Genomic DNA, 14,696 nt, shown 5'->3' with positions numbered 1-14,696 from the left:
ATGCTGTGCGTCAGTTAGCGAGTATAGCCCTCCGGGTGTTTTTTCCAATAATAAGCCCGGCCGCTGTCAATGACCGTGGCCCAAATTTCAATTTTTTGTGACATATTCGCCGGGATACAACTTCTCCGTCATGCTTAGTGAAAAGCCCTGCTGGAGATTGCCATGAAAAAAGCTGCTCATCTGACCGAAGCGGATGTTACGCCAGAATCCGTGTTTATGCTCAAACGTCGTCAGGTGCTTAAAGCGCTGGGCATCAGCGCGGCGGCGCTATCCCTTCCGCGTACGGCTGAAGCCGACATTCTCTCATGGTTTAAAGGAAACGACCGTCCGCCAGCCCCCGCAGGCAAACCGCTGACGTTCAGCCAGCCCGCCCGGTGGCAGACAAAACTTCCCCTGACGCCGGAAGCTAAGGTCACCGGCTATAACAACTTTTACGAGTTTGGGCTGGATAAAGCCGATCCGGCAGCCAATGCGGGTAGCCTGAAGACCGATCCATGGCAGGTAAAAATCAGCGGCGAGGTGGCCAAACCGGTGACGCTCGATCTGGACGATCTATACCAGCGCTTCCCGTTAGAAGAGCGCATCTACCGTATGCGCTGCGTGGAAGCCTGGTCAATGGTGGTGCCGTGGATTGGCTTCCCGCTCAGTAAATTGCTGGCGCTTGTCGAACCGACCAGCAACGCGAAGTATGTCGCGTTTGAAACGCTGTATGCGCCTGAACAAATGCCCGGCCAGGAGGATCGCTTTATTGGCGGCGGCCTGAAATATCCTTATGTAGAAGGGCTGCGTCTCGATGAGGCCATGCATCCGCTGACAATATTGACCGTGGGCGTTTACGGCAAAGCGCTGCCGCCGCAAAATGGCGCGCCTGTCCGCCTCACCGTTCCCTGGAAATATGGCTTCAAGGGCATCAAGTCTATTGTCAGCATCAAATTAGTTCGCGAATTACCGCCCACGACCTGGAATATGGCCGCGCCGGATGAATACGGTTTCTATGCCAATGTGAATCCACACGTTGACCATCCGCGCTGGTCACAGGCATCGGAAAGGTTTATCGGTTCCGGCGGCGTGCTGGAGGTAAAACGTCAGCCAACGCTGCTGTTTAACGGCTATGCCGAACAGGTTGCCTCACTTTACCAGGGCCTGAATCTCAAGGAGAACTTCTGAGTGCGACTGACAGCAAAGCAAATTACCTGGCTTAAGGTGGCGCTGCATCTCGCCGCATTCTTACCTTTTGTATGGCTGATATATGCCGCCAGTCAGGGGCTATTCAGCGCGGATCCGGCGAAAGATATTCAGCATTTTACCGGCAGAATGGCGCTAAAATTATTGCTGGCGACGCTATTAGTAACGCCTCTTGCCCGCTACGCTAAGCAGCCTTTGCTGATCCGTACGCGTCGGTTACTGGGCATCTGGTGCTTTGCCTGGGCGACGCTGCATCTGATCAGCTACTCATTGTTAGAGCTGGGGATAAATAACCTGGGCCTGCTCGGCCAGGAACTGGTAACGCGCCCTTACCTTTTATTGGGCATCATTAGCTGGCTGGTTCTACTTGCTCTGGCAGCGACGTCTACGCAAAGCGCGCAGCGTAAGCTCGGCCCACGCTGGCAAAAACTGCATAACTTCGTGTATCTGGTAGCGATCCTCGCCCCCGTTCACTACCTCTGGTCAGTGAAGATTATCTCACCCCAGCCCTTGCTTTATGCTTTGGGTGCATTCATCCTCCTCGCCCTGCGTTACAAAAAGTTCCGCCGATGGTGGGCCCGATCCTGAAACTGTGTCCCTTCCTGCAAAATATGGCCCCGGCGGGCATCAATAACAATATCGGTTGATCATCTTCCCTGATAAGACCAGTATTTAGCTGCCAAATGCTACGAAATCGTTATAATGCGCATCTTTGGTTTTCCTGACGGGCCATTTTCAGGCTCTGAAGGTGACAACCGGGCAATTTAGATATATTTTGTAAAATGCCTACACATTGCGGGAGATGGCAGCACGATGTCGGGTAACTTTCACATTTTGCTTTTGAACGGTCCAAATCTGAATATGCTGGGGACGCGCGAGCCGGATAAATACGGCGACCAGACGCTGGCACAGATTATTAACGTGCTTGAAAACGAAGCGAAAGACCTCAACGTGTCGCTCAGCCACCTGCAATCGAACGCGGAATATGCGCTGCTCGACCGAATTCATCAGGCGAAAGATAACGTCGACTTTATCCTGATCAATCCGGCCGCGTTTACGCATACGAGCGTTGCGCTGCGTGATGCTCTGCTGGCGGTGGATATTCCGTTTATCGAGATTCACCTGAGCAACGTGCACGCGCGCGAACCGTTCCGCCATCATTCGTATCTTTCTGATAAAGCCGTTGGTGTTATCTGCGGATTAGGCGCTGACGGTTATTCATATGCACTACAGACGGCGGTAAAACGCCTGTCAAAATCCATCTAAACAAGAGTACGGAACCCACTCATGGATATTCGTAAGATTAAAAAACTGATCGAGCTGGTTGAAGAATCAGGCATCTCCGAACTGGAAATTTCTGAAGGCGAAGAGTCTGTTCGTATCAGCCGTAGCGCGCCAAACGCGGGCTACCCAATGATGCAACAGGCTTATGCTGCCCCTATGTACCAGCCGCAGCCGCAACCAGGCCTGTCTAACGCTGTTGCTCCTGCCACCGCACCGGTAATGGAAGCGCCAGCGGCTGCTGAAGTCAGTGGTCACATCGTACGTTCCCCGATGGTCGGTACTTTCTACCGTACCCCAAGCCCGGATGCGAAAGCGTTCGTTGAAGTTGGCCAGAAAGTTAACGTTGGCGATACGCTGTGCATCGTTGAAGCAATGAAAATGATGAACCAGATCGAAGCGGACAAAGCTGGCGTGGTGAAAGCCATCCTGCTTGAAAACGGTCAACCGGTAGAATATGACGAGCCGCTGGTCGTCATCGAGTAACGAGGCGAACATGCTGGATAAAATTGTTATCGCCAACCGTGGCGAGATTGCTCTGCGTATTCTTCGTGCCTGTAAAGAACTGGGCATCAAGACTGTCGCCGTGCATTCAAGCGCGGACCGCGACTTAAAACACGTATTACTGGCGGATGAGACGGTCTGTATTGGCCCGGCTCCTTCCGTAAAAAGCTATCTGAATATCCCGGCTATCATCTCTGCCGCTGAAATTACTGGCGCAGTGGCGATTCACCCGGGCTATGGCTTCCTGTCTGAAAACGCTAACTTTGCCGAGCAGGTTGAACGTTCAGGCTTTATCTTCATTGGTCCACGTGCCGAGACTATCCGCCTGATGGGCGATAAAGTTTCCGCAATCAACGCCATGAAGAAAGCAGGCGTGCCTTGCGTGCCCGGTTCTGACGGCCCGTTAGACGGCGATATGGATAAAAACCGTGCTCATGCGAAACGCATTGGCTACCCGGTGATTATCAAAGCGTCCGGCGGCGGCGGCGGTCGCGGTATGCGCGTGGTCCGCAGCGATGCGGAACTGGAACAATCCATTAATATGACCCGTGCGGAAGCGAAAGCTGCTTTCAACAACGACATGGTCTATATGGAGAAGTACCTGGAGAATCCACGCCATATTGAGATTCAGGTGCTGGCAGACGGCCAGGGCAAAGCAATCTATCTGGCAGAACGTGACTGTTCCATGCAGCGTCGTCACCAGAAAGTCGTTGAAGAAGCGCCAGCGCCGGGCATCACGCCTGAACTACGTAAATTCATCGGCGAGCGTTGCGCGAAAGCCTGTGTCGATATCAACTATCGCGGTGCGGGCACCTTCGAGTTCCTGTTCGAAAACGGCGAGTTCTATTTCATCGAGATGAACACCCGTATTCAGGTTGAACATCCGGTAACAGAAATGATTACCGGCGTTGACCTGATTAAAGAGCAGCTGCGTATCGCGGCTGGTCAGCCGCTGTCTATCAAGCAGGATGAAGTTCACGTTAAAGGCCACGCGGTGGAATGCCGTATTAACGCCGAAGACCCGAACACCTTCCTGCCAAGCCCGGGCAAAATCACTCGCTTCCATGCGCCAGGTGGTTTTGGCGTGCGTTGGGAATCACATATTTACGCCGGTTATACAGTGCCGCCGTACTACGATTCCATGATTGGCAAACTGATCTGCTACGGCGAAACCCGTGAAGTGGCGATCTCTCGTATGAAAAACGCCCTGGCGGAACTGATCATCGACGGCATCAAAACCAACGTTGATTTGCAGACCCGCATCATGAACGACGAACATTTCCAGCACGGTGGGACTAACATCCACTACCTGGAGAAAAAGCTGGGTCTTCAGGACTAAGTTTTTCAACTTGTCGCTTAAAAGGCCGCTGATGCGGCCTTTCATGTTGATGGCAAGCTTCATTCTCTCCCAGGACGGGAAGAGGTCATCAAATAATGAACAAGGAAAATCAATTCATTGATTTTCGGCTGCTGACCACAAAGAAGGGAAAACCACGCTTTTTCCTTCTTTGTCAGTAACCTTAAAAGGCCGCTGATGCGGCCTTTTACGTTGATGGCAAGCTTTATTCTCTCCCAGAGACGGGTCACAGTAATCTTAAAAGGCCGCTGATACGGCCTTTTCTTTTTTGATCCTCCTCCTGCCGCTATGCGTTACAATCGCCGCTTTCCGCGAACTCAAGGGACAATAATGGACACGCGTTTTGTTCAGGCCCATAAAGAAGCGCGCTGGGCGCTATGGCTAACCCTGGCCTACCTCGCAGCTTGGTTAGTGGCTGCTTACTTACCTGGCAATACGATCGGCCCGACGGGCCTGCCGCACTGGTTTGAGATGGCCTGTCTGCTGGTACCGCTGGTCTTTATTCTGCTGTGCTGGATGATGGTGAAATTTATCTTCCGTGATATTCCGCTGGAGGACGACAATGCGGCCTGAAGTGGTCCTGCCCCTCGTTGCTTATCTGCTCGTGGTGTTTGGTTTATCTATTTACGCTATGCGCAAGCGGAGCAGCGGTAATTTTCTGAACGAATATTTCCTCGGCAGCCGCTCGATGGGCGGATTTGTGCTGGCGATGACGCTGACGGCTACCTATATCAGCGCCAGTTCGTTTATCGGTGGGCCCGGCGCCGCCTATAAATACGGTCTGGGCTGGGTGCTGCTGGCGATGATTCAGCTCCCCGCAGTCTGGTTAGCCTTAGGCATTTTAGGGAAGAAGTTTGCCATTCTGGCCCGCCGTTACAACGCGGTAACGCTCAACGACATGCTTTATGCCCGCTACCAGAGCCGCCTGCTGGTCTGGCTGGCAAGCCTGAGCCTGCTGGTTGCGTTTATCGGCGCAATGACGGTGCAGTTTATCGGTGGTGCACGTCTGCTCGAAACCGCTGCGGGTATTCCTTACGAAACCGGCCTGCTGATCTTTGGCATCAGTATTGCGCTCTACACCGCATTCGGTGGTTTTCGTGCCAGCGTGTTAAACGATGCCATGCAGGGGCTGGTGATGTTGCTTGGCACCGTGCTGCTGTTGATTGGCGTGGTGCATGCCGCAGGAGGCCTGGAAAGCGCCGTGGATAAACTTCAGAATATCGACCCGAAACTGGTTTCACCGCAGGGTGCGGACGATATTCTTTCGCCAGCCTTTATGACCTCGTTCTGGGTGCTGGTGTGCTTTGGCGTAATTGGTTTGCCCCATACCGCCGTGCGCTGTATCTCCTATAAAGACAGCAAGGCCGTTCACCGCGGCATTATTCTGGGCACTATTGTTGTGGCCGTGTTGATGCTCGGAATGCATCTGGCGGGCGCGCTGGGACGGGCCGTGCTGCCAGATTTACACGTACCCGATCTGGTTATTCCAACGCTTATGGTAACGGTACTGCCGCCCGTTGCCGCGGGGATCTTCCTTGCAGCACCGATGGCCGCCATTATGTCGACCATTAACGCTCAGCTTCTTCAGTCTTCGGCGACGATCGTCAAGGATCTCTATCTCAATATGCGTCCCGAGCAGATCCGCAATGAAAAACTGCTTAAGCGAATGTCCTCCGCGATCACGCTGATATTAGGCGTATTGTTATTGCTTGCCGCGTGGCATCCGCCGGAGATGATCATCTGGCTTAACCTGCTCGCTTTTGGCGGCCTTGAAGCAGTATTCCTCTGGCCGCTGGTGCTGGGTCTGTACTGGGAGCGTGCTAATGCGGCGGGGGCGTTGAGCGCGATGATCGTCGGCGGCGTGCTGTACGCTCTGCTGGCAAGCTTTAATGTCCAGCCGTTCAGCTTCCATCCGATTGTTCCTTCACTATTATTAAGTTTGCTGGCCTTCATCATCGGCAACCGCTTTGGCCATACGCTGCCGGAGCCAGCGCTGGTTTCACCTACTGATAAATAAAGAGTTTCGTCATGCCATGGATTCAACTGAAAATTAATACTACCGGCTCGAACGCTGAAGAACTCGGTGATGCCCTGATTGAAAGCGGATCGGTATCCGTTACGTTTCAGGACACGCACGACACGCCGGTATTTGAACCCCTGCCGGGTGAAACTCGCCTGTGGGGCGATACCGACGTGATTGGTCTGTTTGACGCAGAAGCCGATATGCAGGAGGTTATCGCCATCCTTGCAAAACATCCTCTGCTCGGCCAGGGATTCCACCATAAAATCGAGCAGCTGGAAGATAAAGACTGGGAGCGTGAGTGGATGGATAACTTCCACCCAATGCGTTTCGGGAAGCGTTTATGGATTTGTCCGAGCTGGCGCGACGTGCCTGACGCAAATGCCGTGAATGTGATGCTTGATCCTGGCCTGGCGTTTGGTACCGGCACGCACCCAACGACGTCTCTGTGCCTTGAATGGTTAGACGGCCTGGATCTGGAAGGCAAAACCGTTATCGATTTCGGCTGCGGCTCCGGCATTCTGGCCATTGCCGCTTTGAAGCTGGGTGCGGCGAAAGCCATCGGTATCGATATCGATCCGCAGGCAATTCAGGCCAGCCGCGACAATGCCCAGCGTAACGGTGTTTCTGAGCGTCTGGAGCTATATCTGCCAAAAGATCAGCCAGAAGCCATGAGCGCCGATGTGGTGGTCGCTAATATCCTCGCAGGCCCATTGCGTGAACTGGCGCCGTTAATCAGCGTCCTGCCCGTTCAGGGCGGTTTTTTGGGCCTTTCTGGCGTGCTGGCAAGCCAGGCGGAAGGCGTTTGTGAAGCCTACGCGGATAAATTTATCCTCGACCCGGTTGCCGAAAAAGAAGAGTGGTGCCGTATCACAGGCATCAAGCGCTAAGGTTTTGGGGGGCCGTTGCGTCCCCTTTCCCGGCAAAAAAATGAGATCCGGCTCGCATAAAAACGCCGAAATCGCGCAGAAACCCAGCAGTTTATCCGGCGCCAGCGCCTTTAATAGCGCTTAATGGCTGATGATTTTCAGCAAAATTTAAAAGAGCACAAATCAACCAACTGACATTAACCCGTTGATAAATAGCATAAATAAAACAAAAAATTGATACATCTTTATGGTTCATCGATCTACGGCAGCGGATTGCTCAAAGTTTGTCCTTTCATCTCGGATAAAAAATGCGTAATATACGCCGCCTTGCAGGTACAGTATGGTCATTTCTTAACTCATGCGCATCGGACACCACCAGCTCAGAAATCGCCTTATCGCAGCACCGATGGCTGGCATTACCGACAGACCATTCAGGACGCTGTGTTATGAGATGGGAGCAGGGTTAACCGTTTCCGAGATGATGTCTTCTAACCCAGAAGTTTGGGCGAGCGACAAATCTCGTTTACGGATGGTACATGTTGATGAGCCAGGTATTCGCACCGTGCAGATTGCCGGAAGCGATCCTGAAGAGATGGCAGAAGCCGCACGCATTAACGTGGCTAATGGCGCCCAGATTATTGATATCAATATGGGTTGCCCGGCGAAGAAAGTGAATCGCAAACTGGCAGGTTCAGCCCTTCTGCAGTACCCGAGTCTGGTGAAGTCTATCGTGACGACGGTAGTGAAGGCAGTGGACGTTCCTGTAACGTTAAAGATTCGCACTGGCTGGGATACGGCGCACCGTAACTGTGTAGAGATTGCCCAACTGGCTGAAGAATGTGGCATTCAGGCCCTGACGATTCACGGACGCACACGCGCCTGTTTATTCCAGGGAAACGCTGAGTACGACAGTATTCGGGCAGTTAAGCAGAAAGTTTCCATTCCGGTTATCGCGAATGGCGACATTACTGACCCGCTTAAAGCCAGAGCTGTGCTCGACTATACAGGGGCTGATGCTCTGATGATAGGACGTGCAGCTCAGGGAAGACCCTGGATCTTTCGGGAAATCCAGCACTATCTGGACACTGGAGAGTTGCTTCCGCCCCTGCCTCTGGCAGAGGTAAAGCGCTTACTTTGCGCACATATTCGGGAACTCCATGACTTTTATGGTCAGGTAAAGGGATACCGAATTGCGCGCAAACACGTATCCTGGTATCTCCAGGAACACGCTCCGGATGACCAGTTTCGGCGCACATTCAACGCCATTGAGGATGCAAGCGAACAGCTTGAGGCGTTGGAGGCATACTTCGAAAATTTTGCGTAAACAGAAATAAAGAGCTGACAGAACTATGTTCGAACAACGCGTAAATTCTGACGTACTGACCGTTTCTACCGTTAACTCTCAGGATCAGGTTACCCAAAAACCCCTGCGTGACTCCGTGAAACAGGCACTGAAGAACTATTTTGCTCAACTGAATGGTCAAGATGTAAACGATCTGTATGAGCTGGTACTGGCTGAAGTAGAGCAGCCATTGTTGGACATGGTGATGCAATACACCCGTGGCAACCAAACCCGTGCTGCTCTGATGATGGGCATCAACCGTGGTACGCTGCGCAAAAAGCTGAAAAAATACGGCATGAACTGATACTAATCAGTTAGTGTTGTTTAAGAAGGCGCTAACCGGCATGGGGAAGCGCCTTTTTTATCGTCCAGGTTATTAGCTTTTCTTCCTTTTTTCTCCATAGTTTTGTTTCTGTTCTCCCTTTTCTCCACTTTGTTTACAGTACACATGAATTGCAATTATTCCCTTCTCCTTGTGTATTGATGACGATGATAAAATAAGCACATTCACGCCGGGGTGGATTTTGCGAAGGCTCAGTGCGCTTCCCGGCGCACCAGCGAGAGTCGTCCCTGCCCCGGGGTTTGTATCAATGAGGTTTGAAAATGAAAAAGTTAATTGCTGCCGCTGTGCTTTCCACGCTTCTCGCTGGATGCGCGACCAACTCGCCTTGCGTGCCGGTCTACGACGATCAGGGCCGTCTGGTGCATACCAACACCTGTATGAAAGGCACAACGCAGGATAACTGGGAAACAGCAGGCGCTATCGCCGGTGGCGCGGCGGCCGTTGCAGGTTTAACCCTGGGTATCGTCGCTCTGACAAAATAACGTTGAAAAGCGCGGGTAACCCCCCGCGCTTTTTGTTTTTTCTGTTCCCCTTTTTGCATCCACATCGTGATAATTCTCACATTCCTGTCTGAATACTACCGTCGCTACTATTAACGCCTGAAACCAGCTCCTTTCGCCCTATCAAATCCTGAGCATTTTTTGCTCCGAAATGTGGCGCAGGTTTCAGTTTTGCACCGATTCGGGGCGTTGAGCGCATATTTTCCTGTCTACACTCAGCTTACTGCGGCAAACGTGCACGCGATACGTCCGCTGCAATCCTGGCATTGCCTTTGCTTTAAAGAAACTGGCGGATGCCACAGGCAGGAAAACGGCGCCTCAGGGAGCCACAAATATAACGATAATTTCTACACACAGGATGCATTATGAAAAAGTTAATATTAGCCACTCTGGTTGCAGCCGGTTCGTTGTTAGCCATTGCAGGTCAGGCTCATGCCGGGACCTCGCTCGATGCAGTGAAAAAGAAAGGTTTTGTGCAGTGCGGCATCAGTGACGGCTTGCCGGGTTTCTCTTATGCCGACGCGAGCGGCAAATTCACCGGTATTGATGTGGACGTTTGTCGTGGCGTGGCCGCTGCGGTATTTGGCGATGCCACTAAAGTTAAATACACGCCGCTGACCGCCAAAGAAAGATTCACCGCATTACAGTCTGGCGAAGTGGATATTCTGTCTCGTAATACCACCTGGACTTCTTCGCGCGATGCGGGCATGGGCATGATTTTCACCGGCGTGACCTATTACGACGGCATCGGCTTCCTGACGCATAACAAAGCTGGCCTGAAGAGCGCTAAAGAGCTGGATGGCGCAACGGTTTGTATCCAGGCCGGCACTGACACCGAGCTGAACGTGGCGGACTACTTTAAAGCCAATAAGATGAATTACACGCCGGTAACCTTCGATCGCTCAGACGAATCCGCTAAGGCGCTGGAATCAGGCCGCTGCGATACGCTTGCCTCCGATCAATCCCAGCTATACGCGCTGCGTATTAAGCTGAGCAATCCGGCTGAATGGATCGTTCTGCCAGAAGTGATTTCCAAAGAGCCGCTGGGCCCGGTAGTTCGTCGCGGCGATGAAGACTGGTTCGCCATCGTGCGCTGGACATTGTTCGCCATGCTGAATGCCGAAGAGATGGGCGTGGATTCTAAAAATGTCGACCAGATGGCCGCGAATCCAACCACGCCAGATATGGCGCACCTGTTAGGCAAAGAGGGCGATTTTGGCAAAGACCTGAAGCTCGACAACAAATGGGCTTATAACATCGTTAAACAGGTCGGCAACTACGCCGAGATTTTCGAGCACAACGTCGGCTCTGAAAGCCCGCTGAAAATTAAACGCGGCCAGAACAACCTGTGGAACAAAGGCGGCATCCAGTACGCTCCGCCCGTTCGCTAAGCGAAACGTCAGAAATGGGCACCGCTCAGGTGGTGCCCAGGGTTTGAGTTTACGTTACTGAGGTTCGCTTATGTTCCAACGTCGCCCAACCGTAAAAGGAGATTTCTCCTTTTCTAATCCCAGGTTTCGTGCATGGCTGTATCAGATTATTGCCGTCGCTATCGTTGTTGGCATTGCGGCTTACCTGATACACAACACTATTACTAACCTTAATAATCGCGGTATCACCTCAGGTTTTGCGTTCCTCGACCGCAGCGCCGGTTTTGGCATCGTCCAGCATCTTATTGATTATGAGCAGGGCGATACTTACGGCCGGGTTTTTGTGGTCGGATTATTGAATACCTTACTGGTATCCGCGCTGTGTATCCTGTTTGCGTCCTTCATCGGTTTCTTTCTGGGCCTCGCCCGCCTGTCTGAAAACTGGCTGCTACGTAAACTGTCGACCATCTACATTGAGACGTTCCGGAATATCCCGCCGCTGTTGCAGATCTTTTTCTGGTACTTTGCCGTGCTTCGTAACCTGCCAGGGCCTCGTCAGGCGGTGAATGCCTTTGATCTGCTCTTTCTCAGCAACCGCGGGTTATATATTCCTTCGCCGCAGTTGGGAGAAGGAACCCTGGCTTTTGTTGTCGCGATAATAGTGGCGATTGCCGTTTCTGCTGGCCTCTTTCGCTATAACAAAACGCATCAAATCAAAACCGGGCAGCTTCGTCGTACATGGCCTGTCGCTCTTGGATTATTGCTTTTACTCCCGGCTATAGCGCAGTGGATTTTCGGCGCTGCACTGCACTGGGACGTGCCTGCCTTACGCGGCTTTAACTTCCGCGGCGGGATGGTTCTGATCCCTGAACTGGCGGCTTTAACTCTCGCCCTGTCGGTTTATACCTCAGCTTTTATCGCAGAGATTATCCGCTCTGGTATCCAGTCAGTACCCTATGGTCAGCATGAAGCCGCTCGCTCCCTTGCGCTGCCCAATACGGTGACGTTACGCCAGGTCATTATTCCTCAGGCCCTGCGGGTCATTATTCCGCCTCTGACCAGCCAGTATCTCAACATCGTGAAAAACTCTTCACTGGCGGCGGCTATCGGCTATCCGGATATGGTGTCGCTGTTTGCGGGTACGGTGCTAAACCAGACCGGACAGGCCATTGAAACCATTGCTATTACTATGTCGGTTTATCTGATTATCAGCCTGGGCATCTCATTGCTGATGAATATCTATAACCGCCGCATAGCCCTGATTGAGCGCTAAGGAACCATGATGACGAAAGCCTTAACCTCCCATCAGGCGCCTCCCAAAGCCGCGCGTTCGGGTCCGGTGCAATGGGTTCGTAAGAATCTGTTTTCGAGCTGGTCCAACAGCCTGCTGACGCTTTTCTGTTTATGGATGATGTGGCAGCTTATTCCGCCGCTGCTTAACTGGGCCATTTTCCAGGCGAACTGGTTTGGCGAGACGCGAGCCGACTGCACCAAAGAAGGAGCGTGCTGGGTATTCATTCATGCCCGCTTCGGCCAGTTTATGTATGGGCTTTATCCGCACGATCAGCGCTGGCGCATCAATCTCGCGTTGATTATCGGCCTGCTCTCCATTGTACCAATGTTCTGGAATGCTATGCCTCGTCGCGGGCGCTATATTGCGGCCTGGGCAATCATCTACCCGCTGGTTGTCTGGTGGTTGATGTATGGCGGTTTTCTGGGGCTTGAGCGTGTGGAAACCCGCCAGTGGGGTGGACTGACATTAACGCTTATCATTGCTTCCGTAGGGATAGCTGGCGCTTTGCCACTGGGGATCCTGCTGGCGCTCGGACGCCGCTCTCGCATGCCGGTGGTAAGAATATTATCGGTTGTATTTATCGAGTTCTGGCGTGGCGTTCCGCTGATCACCGTACTGTTTATGTCGTCGGTCATGCTGCCGCTGTTCCTTGCGGAAGGCACAAGCATCGACAAGCTGATTCGTGCCCTTGTCGGCGTGATCCTGTTCCAGTCGGCTTACGTCGCCGAAGTGGTCCGCGGTGGCTTACAGGCATTGCCTAAAGGCCAATACGAGGCGGCAGAATCTCTGGCGCTGGGCTACTGGAAAACACAAGGGCTGGTGATTTTACCGCAGGCGTTAAAACTGGTGATCCCGGGACTGGTCAATACGATCATCGCGCTGTTTAAGGATACAAGCCTGGTGATCATCATCGGTTTGTTCGATCTCTTTAGTAGCGTGCAACAGGCTACCGTAGATCCCGCCTGGCTGGGCATGTCCACCGAAGGTTACGTTTTTGCCGCCCTGATCTATTGGGCTTTCTGTTTCAGCATGTCGCGCTACAGCCAACACCTGGAAAAGCGCTTTAATACCGGGCGAGCACCGCACTGAGGATAAAAATGAGCCAAACTATTATGCAACCTGCTGATGCGATGATCCTCCTTGAGAACGTGAATAAATGGTTCGGGCAGTTTCACGTTTTGAAGGATATAAACCTGCAGGTTAAGCAGGGTGAGCGTATCGTGCTTTGCGGACCGTCAGGATCCGGCAAATCAACCACCATCCGCTGTATTAACCATCTCGAAGAGCATCAAAAAGGTCGTATCGTTGTAGACGGAACGGAACTGAATGATGATTTACGCAATATCGAGAAAGTGCGCACTGAGGTAGGGATGGTTTTCCAGCATTTTAACCTCTTCCCTCATCTGACCGTGCTGCAGAACTGCACGCTGGCGCCAGTTTGGGTGAAAAAGATGCCGAAGAGGGAAGCCGAAGAGCTTGGTATGCATTATCTGGAGCGGGTACGCATCGCGGAGCATGCCCATAAGTTTCCCGGCCAAATCTCCGGTGGACAGCAGCAGCGCGTGGCGATCGCCCGCTCGCTGTGTATGAAGCCCAGGATAATGCTGTTTGATGAACCCACTTCGGCGCTCGATCCAGAAATGGTCAAGGAAGTGCTGGATACCATGATTAGCCTTGCACAGTCAGGCATGACGATGCTGTGCGTAACGCACGAAATGGGCTTCGCCAAGACGGTCGCAGACAGGGTGATCTTTATGGATCGCGGTGAGATAGTAGAGCAGGCTCCGCCGGATGAATTCTTTGCCCATCCAAAGTCAGAGCGTACGCGCGCATTTCTGTCGCAGGTTATACATTGATATATCCTGGTCGTTATGCAAAACAAAAAGGCCATCCTTACGGATGGCCTTTTTGTTTATTTGGAGCCTGGCAGTTCCCTACTCTCGCATGGGGAGACCCCACACTACCATCGGCGCTACGGCGTTTCACTTCTGAGTTCGGCATGGGGTCAGGTGGGACCACCGCGCTGTTGCCGCCAGGCAAATTCTTTATTAAATCACCGAACTTTAACCTAAAAACTGGTGCTGATACCCAGAGTCGAACTGGGGACCTCACCCTTACCAAGGGTGCGCTCTACCAACTGAGCCATATCAGCACGCTAATTCTTATAACAGCCTGCTTTAAAAGCAAACTTTACTAATTTGAAGCCTGGCAGTTCCCTACTCTCGCATGGGGAGACCCCACACTACCATCGGCGCTACGGCGTTTCACTTCTGAGTTCGGCATGGGGTCAGGTGGGACCACCGCGCTGTTGCCGCCAGGCATATTCTGTTTCATTAACCGTCATTCTCATGACCATCAATGTTTAATCTCGGAATTCAGCTGAAAATCAAATTATCGTCTCTCACCAAAACACCTTCGGTGTTGTAAGGTTAAGCCTCACGGATCATTAGTACTGGTTAGCTCAATGCATCGCTGCACTTACACACCCAGCCTATCAACGTCGTCGTCTTCAACGTTCCTTCAGGAGCCTTAAAGGCTCAGGGAGAACTCATCTCGGGGCAAGTTTCGCGCTTAGATGCTTTCAGCGCTTATCTTTTCCGCATTTAGCTACCGGGCAGTGCCATTGGCATG

At 52.4% G+C, this 14,696-nt stretch carries 15 protein-coding genes, 1 tRNA gene and 3 rRNA genes; 15 read left to right on the top strand and 4 right to left on the bottom strand.

Features of this window, described 5'->3' with window-relative positions; translation table 11 throughout:
- The first annotated feature begins 162 nt into the window (after positions 1 to 162).
- From msrP to E2L00_RS19070, 15 genes are all read left to right on the top strand, one after another.
- Positions 163 to 1,167 (top strand): protein-methionine-sulfoxide reductase catalytic subunit MsrP, encoded by a 1,005-nt coding sequence (gene msrP / locus E2L00_RS19140; protein ID WP_167614540.1) that lies wholly within the window; start codon positions 163 to 165, stop codon positions 1,165 to 1,167.
- Positions 1,168 to 1,773: a protein-methionine-sulfoxide reductase heme-binding subunit MsrQ gene (gene msrQ, locus E2L00_RS19135; protein WP_167614539.1), complete on the top strand. Its 606-nt coding sequence runs from the start codon at positions 1,168 to 1,170 to the stop codon at positions 1,771 to 1,773.
- A gap of 225 nt (positions 1,774 to 1,998) precedes the next feature.
- The gene (aroQ, locus tag E2L00_RS19130; RefSeq protein WP_167614538.1) at positions 1,999 to 2,451 is read left to right on the top strand and encodes a type II 3-dehydroquinate dehydratase; all 453 of its coding nucleotides are present in this window, start codon (positions 1,999 to 2,001) and stop codon (positions 2,449 to 2,451) included.
- Positions 2,452 to 2,472: 21 nt separating this feature from the next.
- Positions 2,473 to 2,952: an acetyl-CoA carboxylase biotin carboxyl carrier protein gene (gene accB, locus E2L00_RS19125; protein WP_167614537.1), complete on the top strand. Its 480-nt coding sequence runs from the start codon at positions 2,473 to 2,475 to the stop codon at positions 2,950 to 2,952.
- A 10-nt stretch (positions 2,953 to 2,962) separates the two neighbouring features.
- Complete coding sequence (gene accC, locus E2L00_RS19120) at positions 2,963 to 4,309, top strand: acetyl-CoA carboxylase biotin carboxylase subunit (RefSeq protein ID WP_167614536.1); 1,347 nt, start codon at positions 2,963 to 2,965, stop codon at positions 4,307 to 4,309.
- Between the two features lie 348 nt (positions 4,310 to 4,657).
- Complete coding sequence (locus E2L00_RS19115; RefSeq protein ID WP_167614535.1) at positions 4,658 to 4,900, top strand: YhdT family protein; 243 nt, start codon at positions 4,658 to 4,660, stop codon at positions 4,898 to 4,900.
- Entirely contained in the window at positions 4,890 to 6,344 is a 1,455-nt protein-coding gene (gene panF / locus E2L00_RS19110; protein ID WP_167614534.1) for a sodium/pantothenate symporter, read from the top strand. The genes E2L00_RS19115 and panF overlap by 11 nt, the downstream gene beginning before the upstream one ends.
- An 11-nt stretch (positions 6,345 to 6,355) precedes the next feature.
- Positions 6,356 to 7,237, top strand: a complete 882-nt coding sequence (prmA, locus tag E2L00_RS19105) for a 50S ribosomal protein L11 methyltransferase (protein WP_167614533.1) — start codon at positions 6,356 to 6,358, stop codon at positions 7,235 to 7,237.
- Positions 7,238 to 7,574: 337 nt separating this feature from the next.
- Positions 7,575 to 8,540, top strand: coding sequence for a tRNA dihydrouridine synthase DusB (gene dusB / locus E2L00_RS19100; protein WP_167614532.1), 966 nt, complete (start codon positions 7,575 to 7,577; stop codon positions 8,538 to 8,540).
- Between the two features lie 25 nt (positions 8,541 to 8,565).
- Positions 8,566 to 8,862, top strand: coding sequence for a DNA-binding transcriptional regulator Fis (gene fis / locus E2L00_RS19095; protein WP_000462905.1), 297 nt, complete (start codon positions 8,566 to 8,568; stop codon positions 8,860 to 8,862).
- Positions 8,863 to 9,161: 299 nt separating this feature from the next.
- The gene (locus E2L00_RS19090) at positions 9,162 to 9,383 is read left to right on the top strand and encodes a putative periplasmic lipoprotein (RefSeq protein WP_167614531.1); all 222 of its coding nucleotides are present in this window, start codon (positions 9,162 to 9,164) and stop codon (positions 9,381 to 9,383) included.
- Between the two features lie 383 nt (positions 9,384 to 9,766).
- Positions 9,767 to 10,792, top strand: coding sequence for an amino acid ABC transporter substrate-binding protein (locus E2L00_RS19085; RefSeq protein WP_167614530.1), 1,026 nt, complete (start codon positions 9,767 to 9,769; stop codon positions 10,790 to 10,792).
- A 70-nt stretch (positions 10,793 to 10,862) separates the two neighbouring features.
- Complete coding sequence (locus tag E2L00_RS19080; RefSeq protein WP_167614529.1) at positions 10,863 to 12,044, top strand: amino acid ABC transporter permease; 1,182 nt, start codon at positions 10,863 to 10,865, stop codon at positions 12,042 to 12,044.
- A 9-nt stretch (positions 12,045 to 12,053) separates the two neighbouring features.
- Complete coding sequence (locus E2L00_RS19075) at positions 12,054 to 13,154, top strand: amino acid ABC transporter permease (protein WP_167614528.1); 1,101 nt, start codon at positions 12,054 to 12,056, stop codon at positions 13,152 to 13,154.
- Positions 13,155 to 13,162: 8 nt separating this feature from the next.
- The gene (locus E2L00_RS19070; protein WP_167614527.1) at positions 13,163 to 13,921 is read left to right on the top strand and encodes an amino acid ABC transporter ATP-binding protein; all 759 of its coding nucleotides are present in this window, start codon (positions 13,163 to 13,165) and stop codon (positions 13,919 to 13,921) included.
- Positions 13,922 to 13,986: 65 nt separating this feature from the next.
- Here the strand turns inward: E2L00_RS19070 and rrf (E2L00_RS19065) are convergent.
- From rrf (E2L00_RS19065) to E2L00_RS19050, 4 genes are all read right to left on the bottom strand, one after another.
- Positions 13,987 to 14,102: ribosomal RNA gene (gene rrf, locus E2L00_RS19065) — 5S ribosomal RNA — on the bottom strand.
- Between the two features lie 39 nt (positions 14,103 to 14,141).
- Positions 14,142 to 14,217: transfer RNA gene (locus E2L00_RS19060), tRNA-Thr, on the bottom strand.
- A gap of 51 nt (positions 14,218 to 14,268) precedes the next feature.
- Positions 14,269 to 14,384, bottom strand: a 5S ribosomal RNA gene (gene rrf / locus E2L00_RS19055).
- A 106-nt stretch (positions 14,385 to 14,490) separates the two neighbouring features.
- Positions 14,491 to 14,696, bottom strand: a 23S ribosomal RNA gene (locus tag E2L00_RS19050); the annotation flags it as partial.

The sequence above is a fragment of the Cedecea colo genome (genome assembly GCF_011808225.1).
In the GTDB taxonomy this organism is placed as follows: domain Bacteria; phylum Pseudomonadota; class Gammaproteobacteria; order Enterobacterales; family Enterobacteriaceae; genus Dryocola; species Dryocola colo.
The sequence above is the reverse complement of the archived record's forward strand: the minus strand, read 5'-3'. Positions and strand labels throughout refer to the sequence as shown.

Bases quoted from the DNA above. Each gene is read 5' to 3' on its own strand.
- msrP (WP_167614540.1), top strand. From the start codon at position 163: ATGAAAAAAGCTGCTCATCTGACCGAAGCGGATGTTACGCCAGAATCC.
- aroQ (WP_167614538.1), top strand. From the start codon at position 1,999: ATGTCGGGTAACTTTCACATTTTGCTTTTGAACGGTCCAAATCTGAAT.
- accB (WP_167614537.1), top strand. From the start codon at position 2,473: ATGGATATTCGTAAGATTAAAAAACTGATCGAGCTGGTTGAAGAATCA.
- accC (WP_167614536.1), top strand. From the start codon at position 2,963: ATGCTGGATAAAATTGTTATCGCCAACCGTGGCGAGATTGCTCTGCGT.
- E2L00_RS19115 (WP_167614535.1), top strand. From the start codon at position 4,658: ATGGACACGCGTTTTGTTCAGGCCCATAAAGAAGCGCGCTGGGCGCTA.
- panF (WP_167614534.1), top strand. From the start codon at position 4,890: ATGCGGCCTGAAGTGGTCCTGCCCCTCGTTGCTTATCTGCTCGTGGTG.
- prmA (WP_167614533.1), top strand. From the start codon at position 6,356: ATGCCATGGATTCAACTGAAAATTAATACTACCGGCTCGAACGCTGAA.
- dusB (WP_167614532.1), top strand. From the start codon at position 7,575: ATGCGCATCGGACACCACCAGCTCAGAAATCGCCTTATCGCAGCACCG.
- fis (WP_000462905.1), top strand. From the start codon at position 8,566: ATGTTCGAACAACGCGTAAATTCTGACGTACTGACCGTTTCTACCGTT.
- E2L00_RS19090 (WP_167614531.1), top strand. From the start codon at position 9,162: ATGAAAAAGTTAATTGCTGCCGCTGTGCTTTCCACGCTTCTCGCTGGA.
- E2L00_RS19085 (WP_167614530.1), top strand. From the start codon at position 9,767: ATGAAAAAGTTAATATTAGCCACTCTGGTTGCAGCCGGTTCGTTGTTA.
- E2L00_RS19080 (WP_167614529.1), top strand. From the start codon at position 10,863: ATGTTCCAACGTCGCCCAACCGTAAAAGGAGATTTCTCCTTTTCTAAT.
- E2L00_RS19075 (WP_167614528.1), top strand. From the start codon at position 12,054: ATGACGAAAGCCTTAACCTCCCATCAGGCGCCTCCCAAAGCCGCGCGT.
- E2L00_RS19070 (WP_167614527.1), top strand. From the start codon at position 13,163: ATGAGCCAAACTATTATGCAACCTGCTGATGCGATGATCCTCCTTGAG.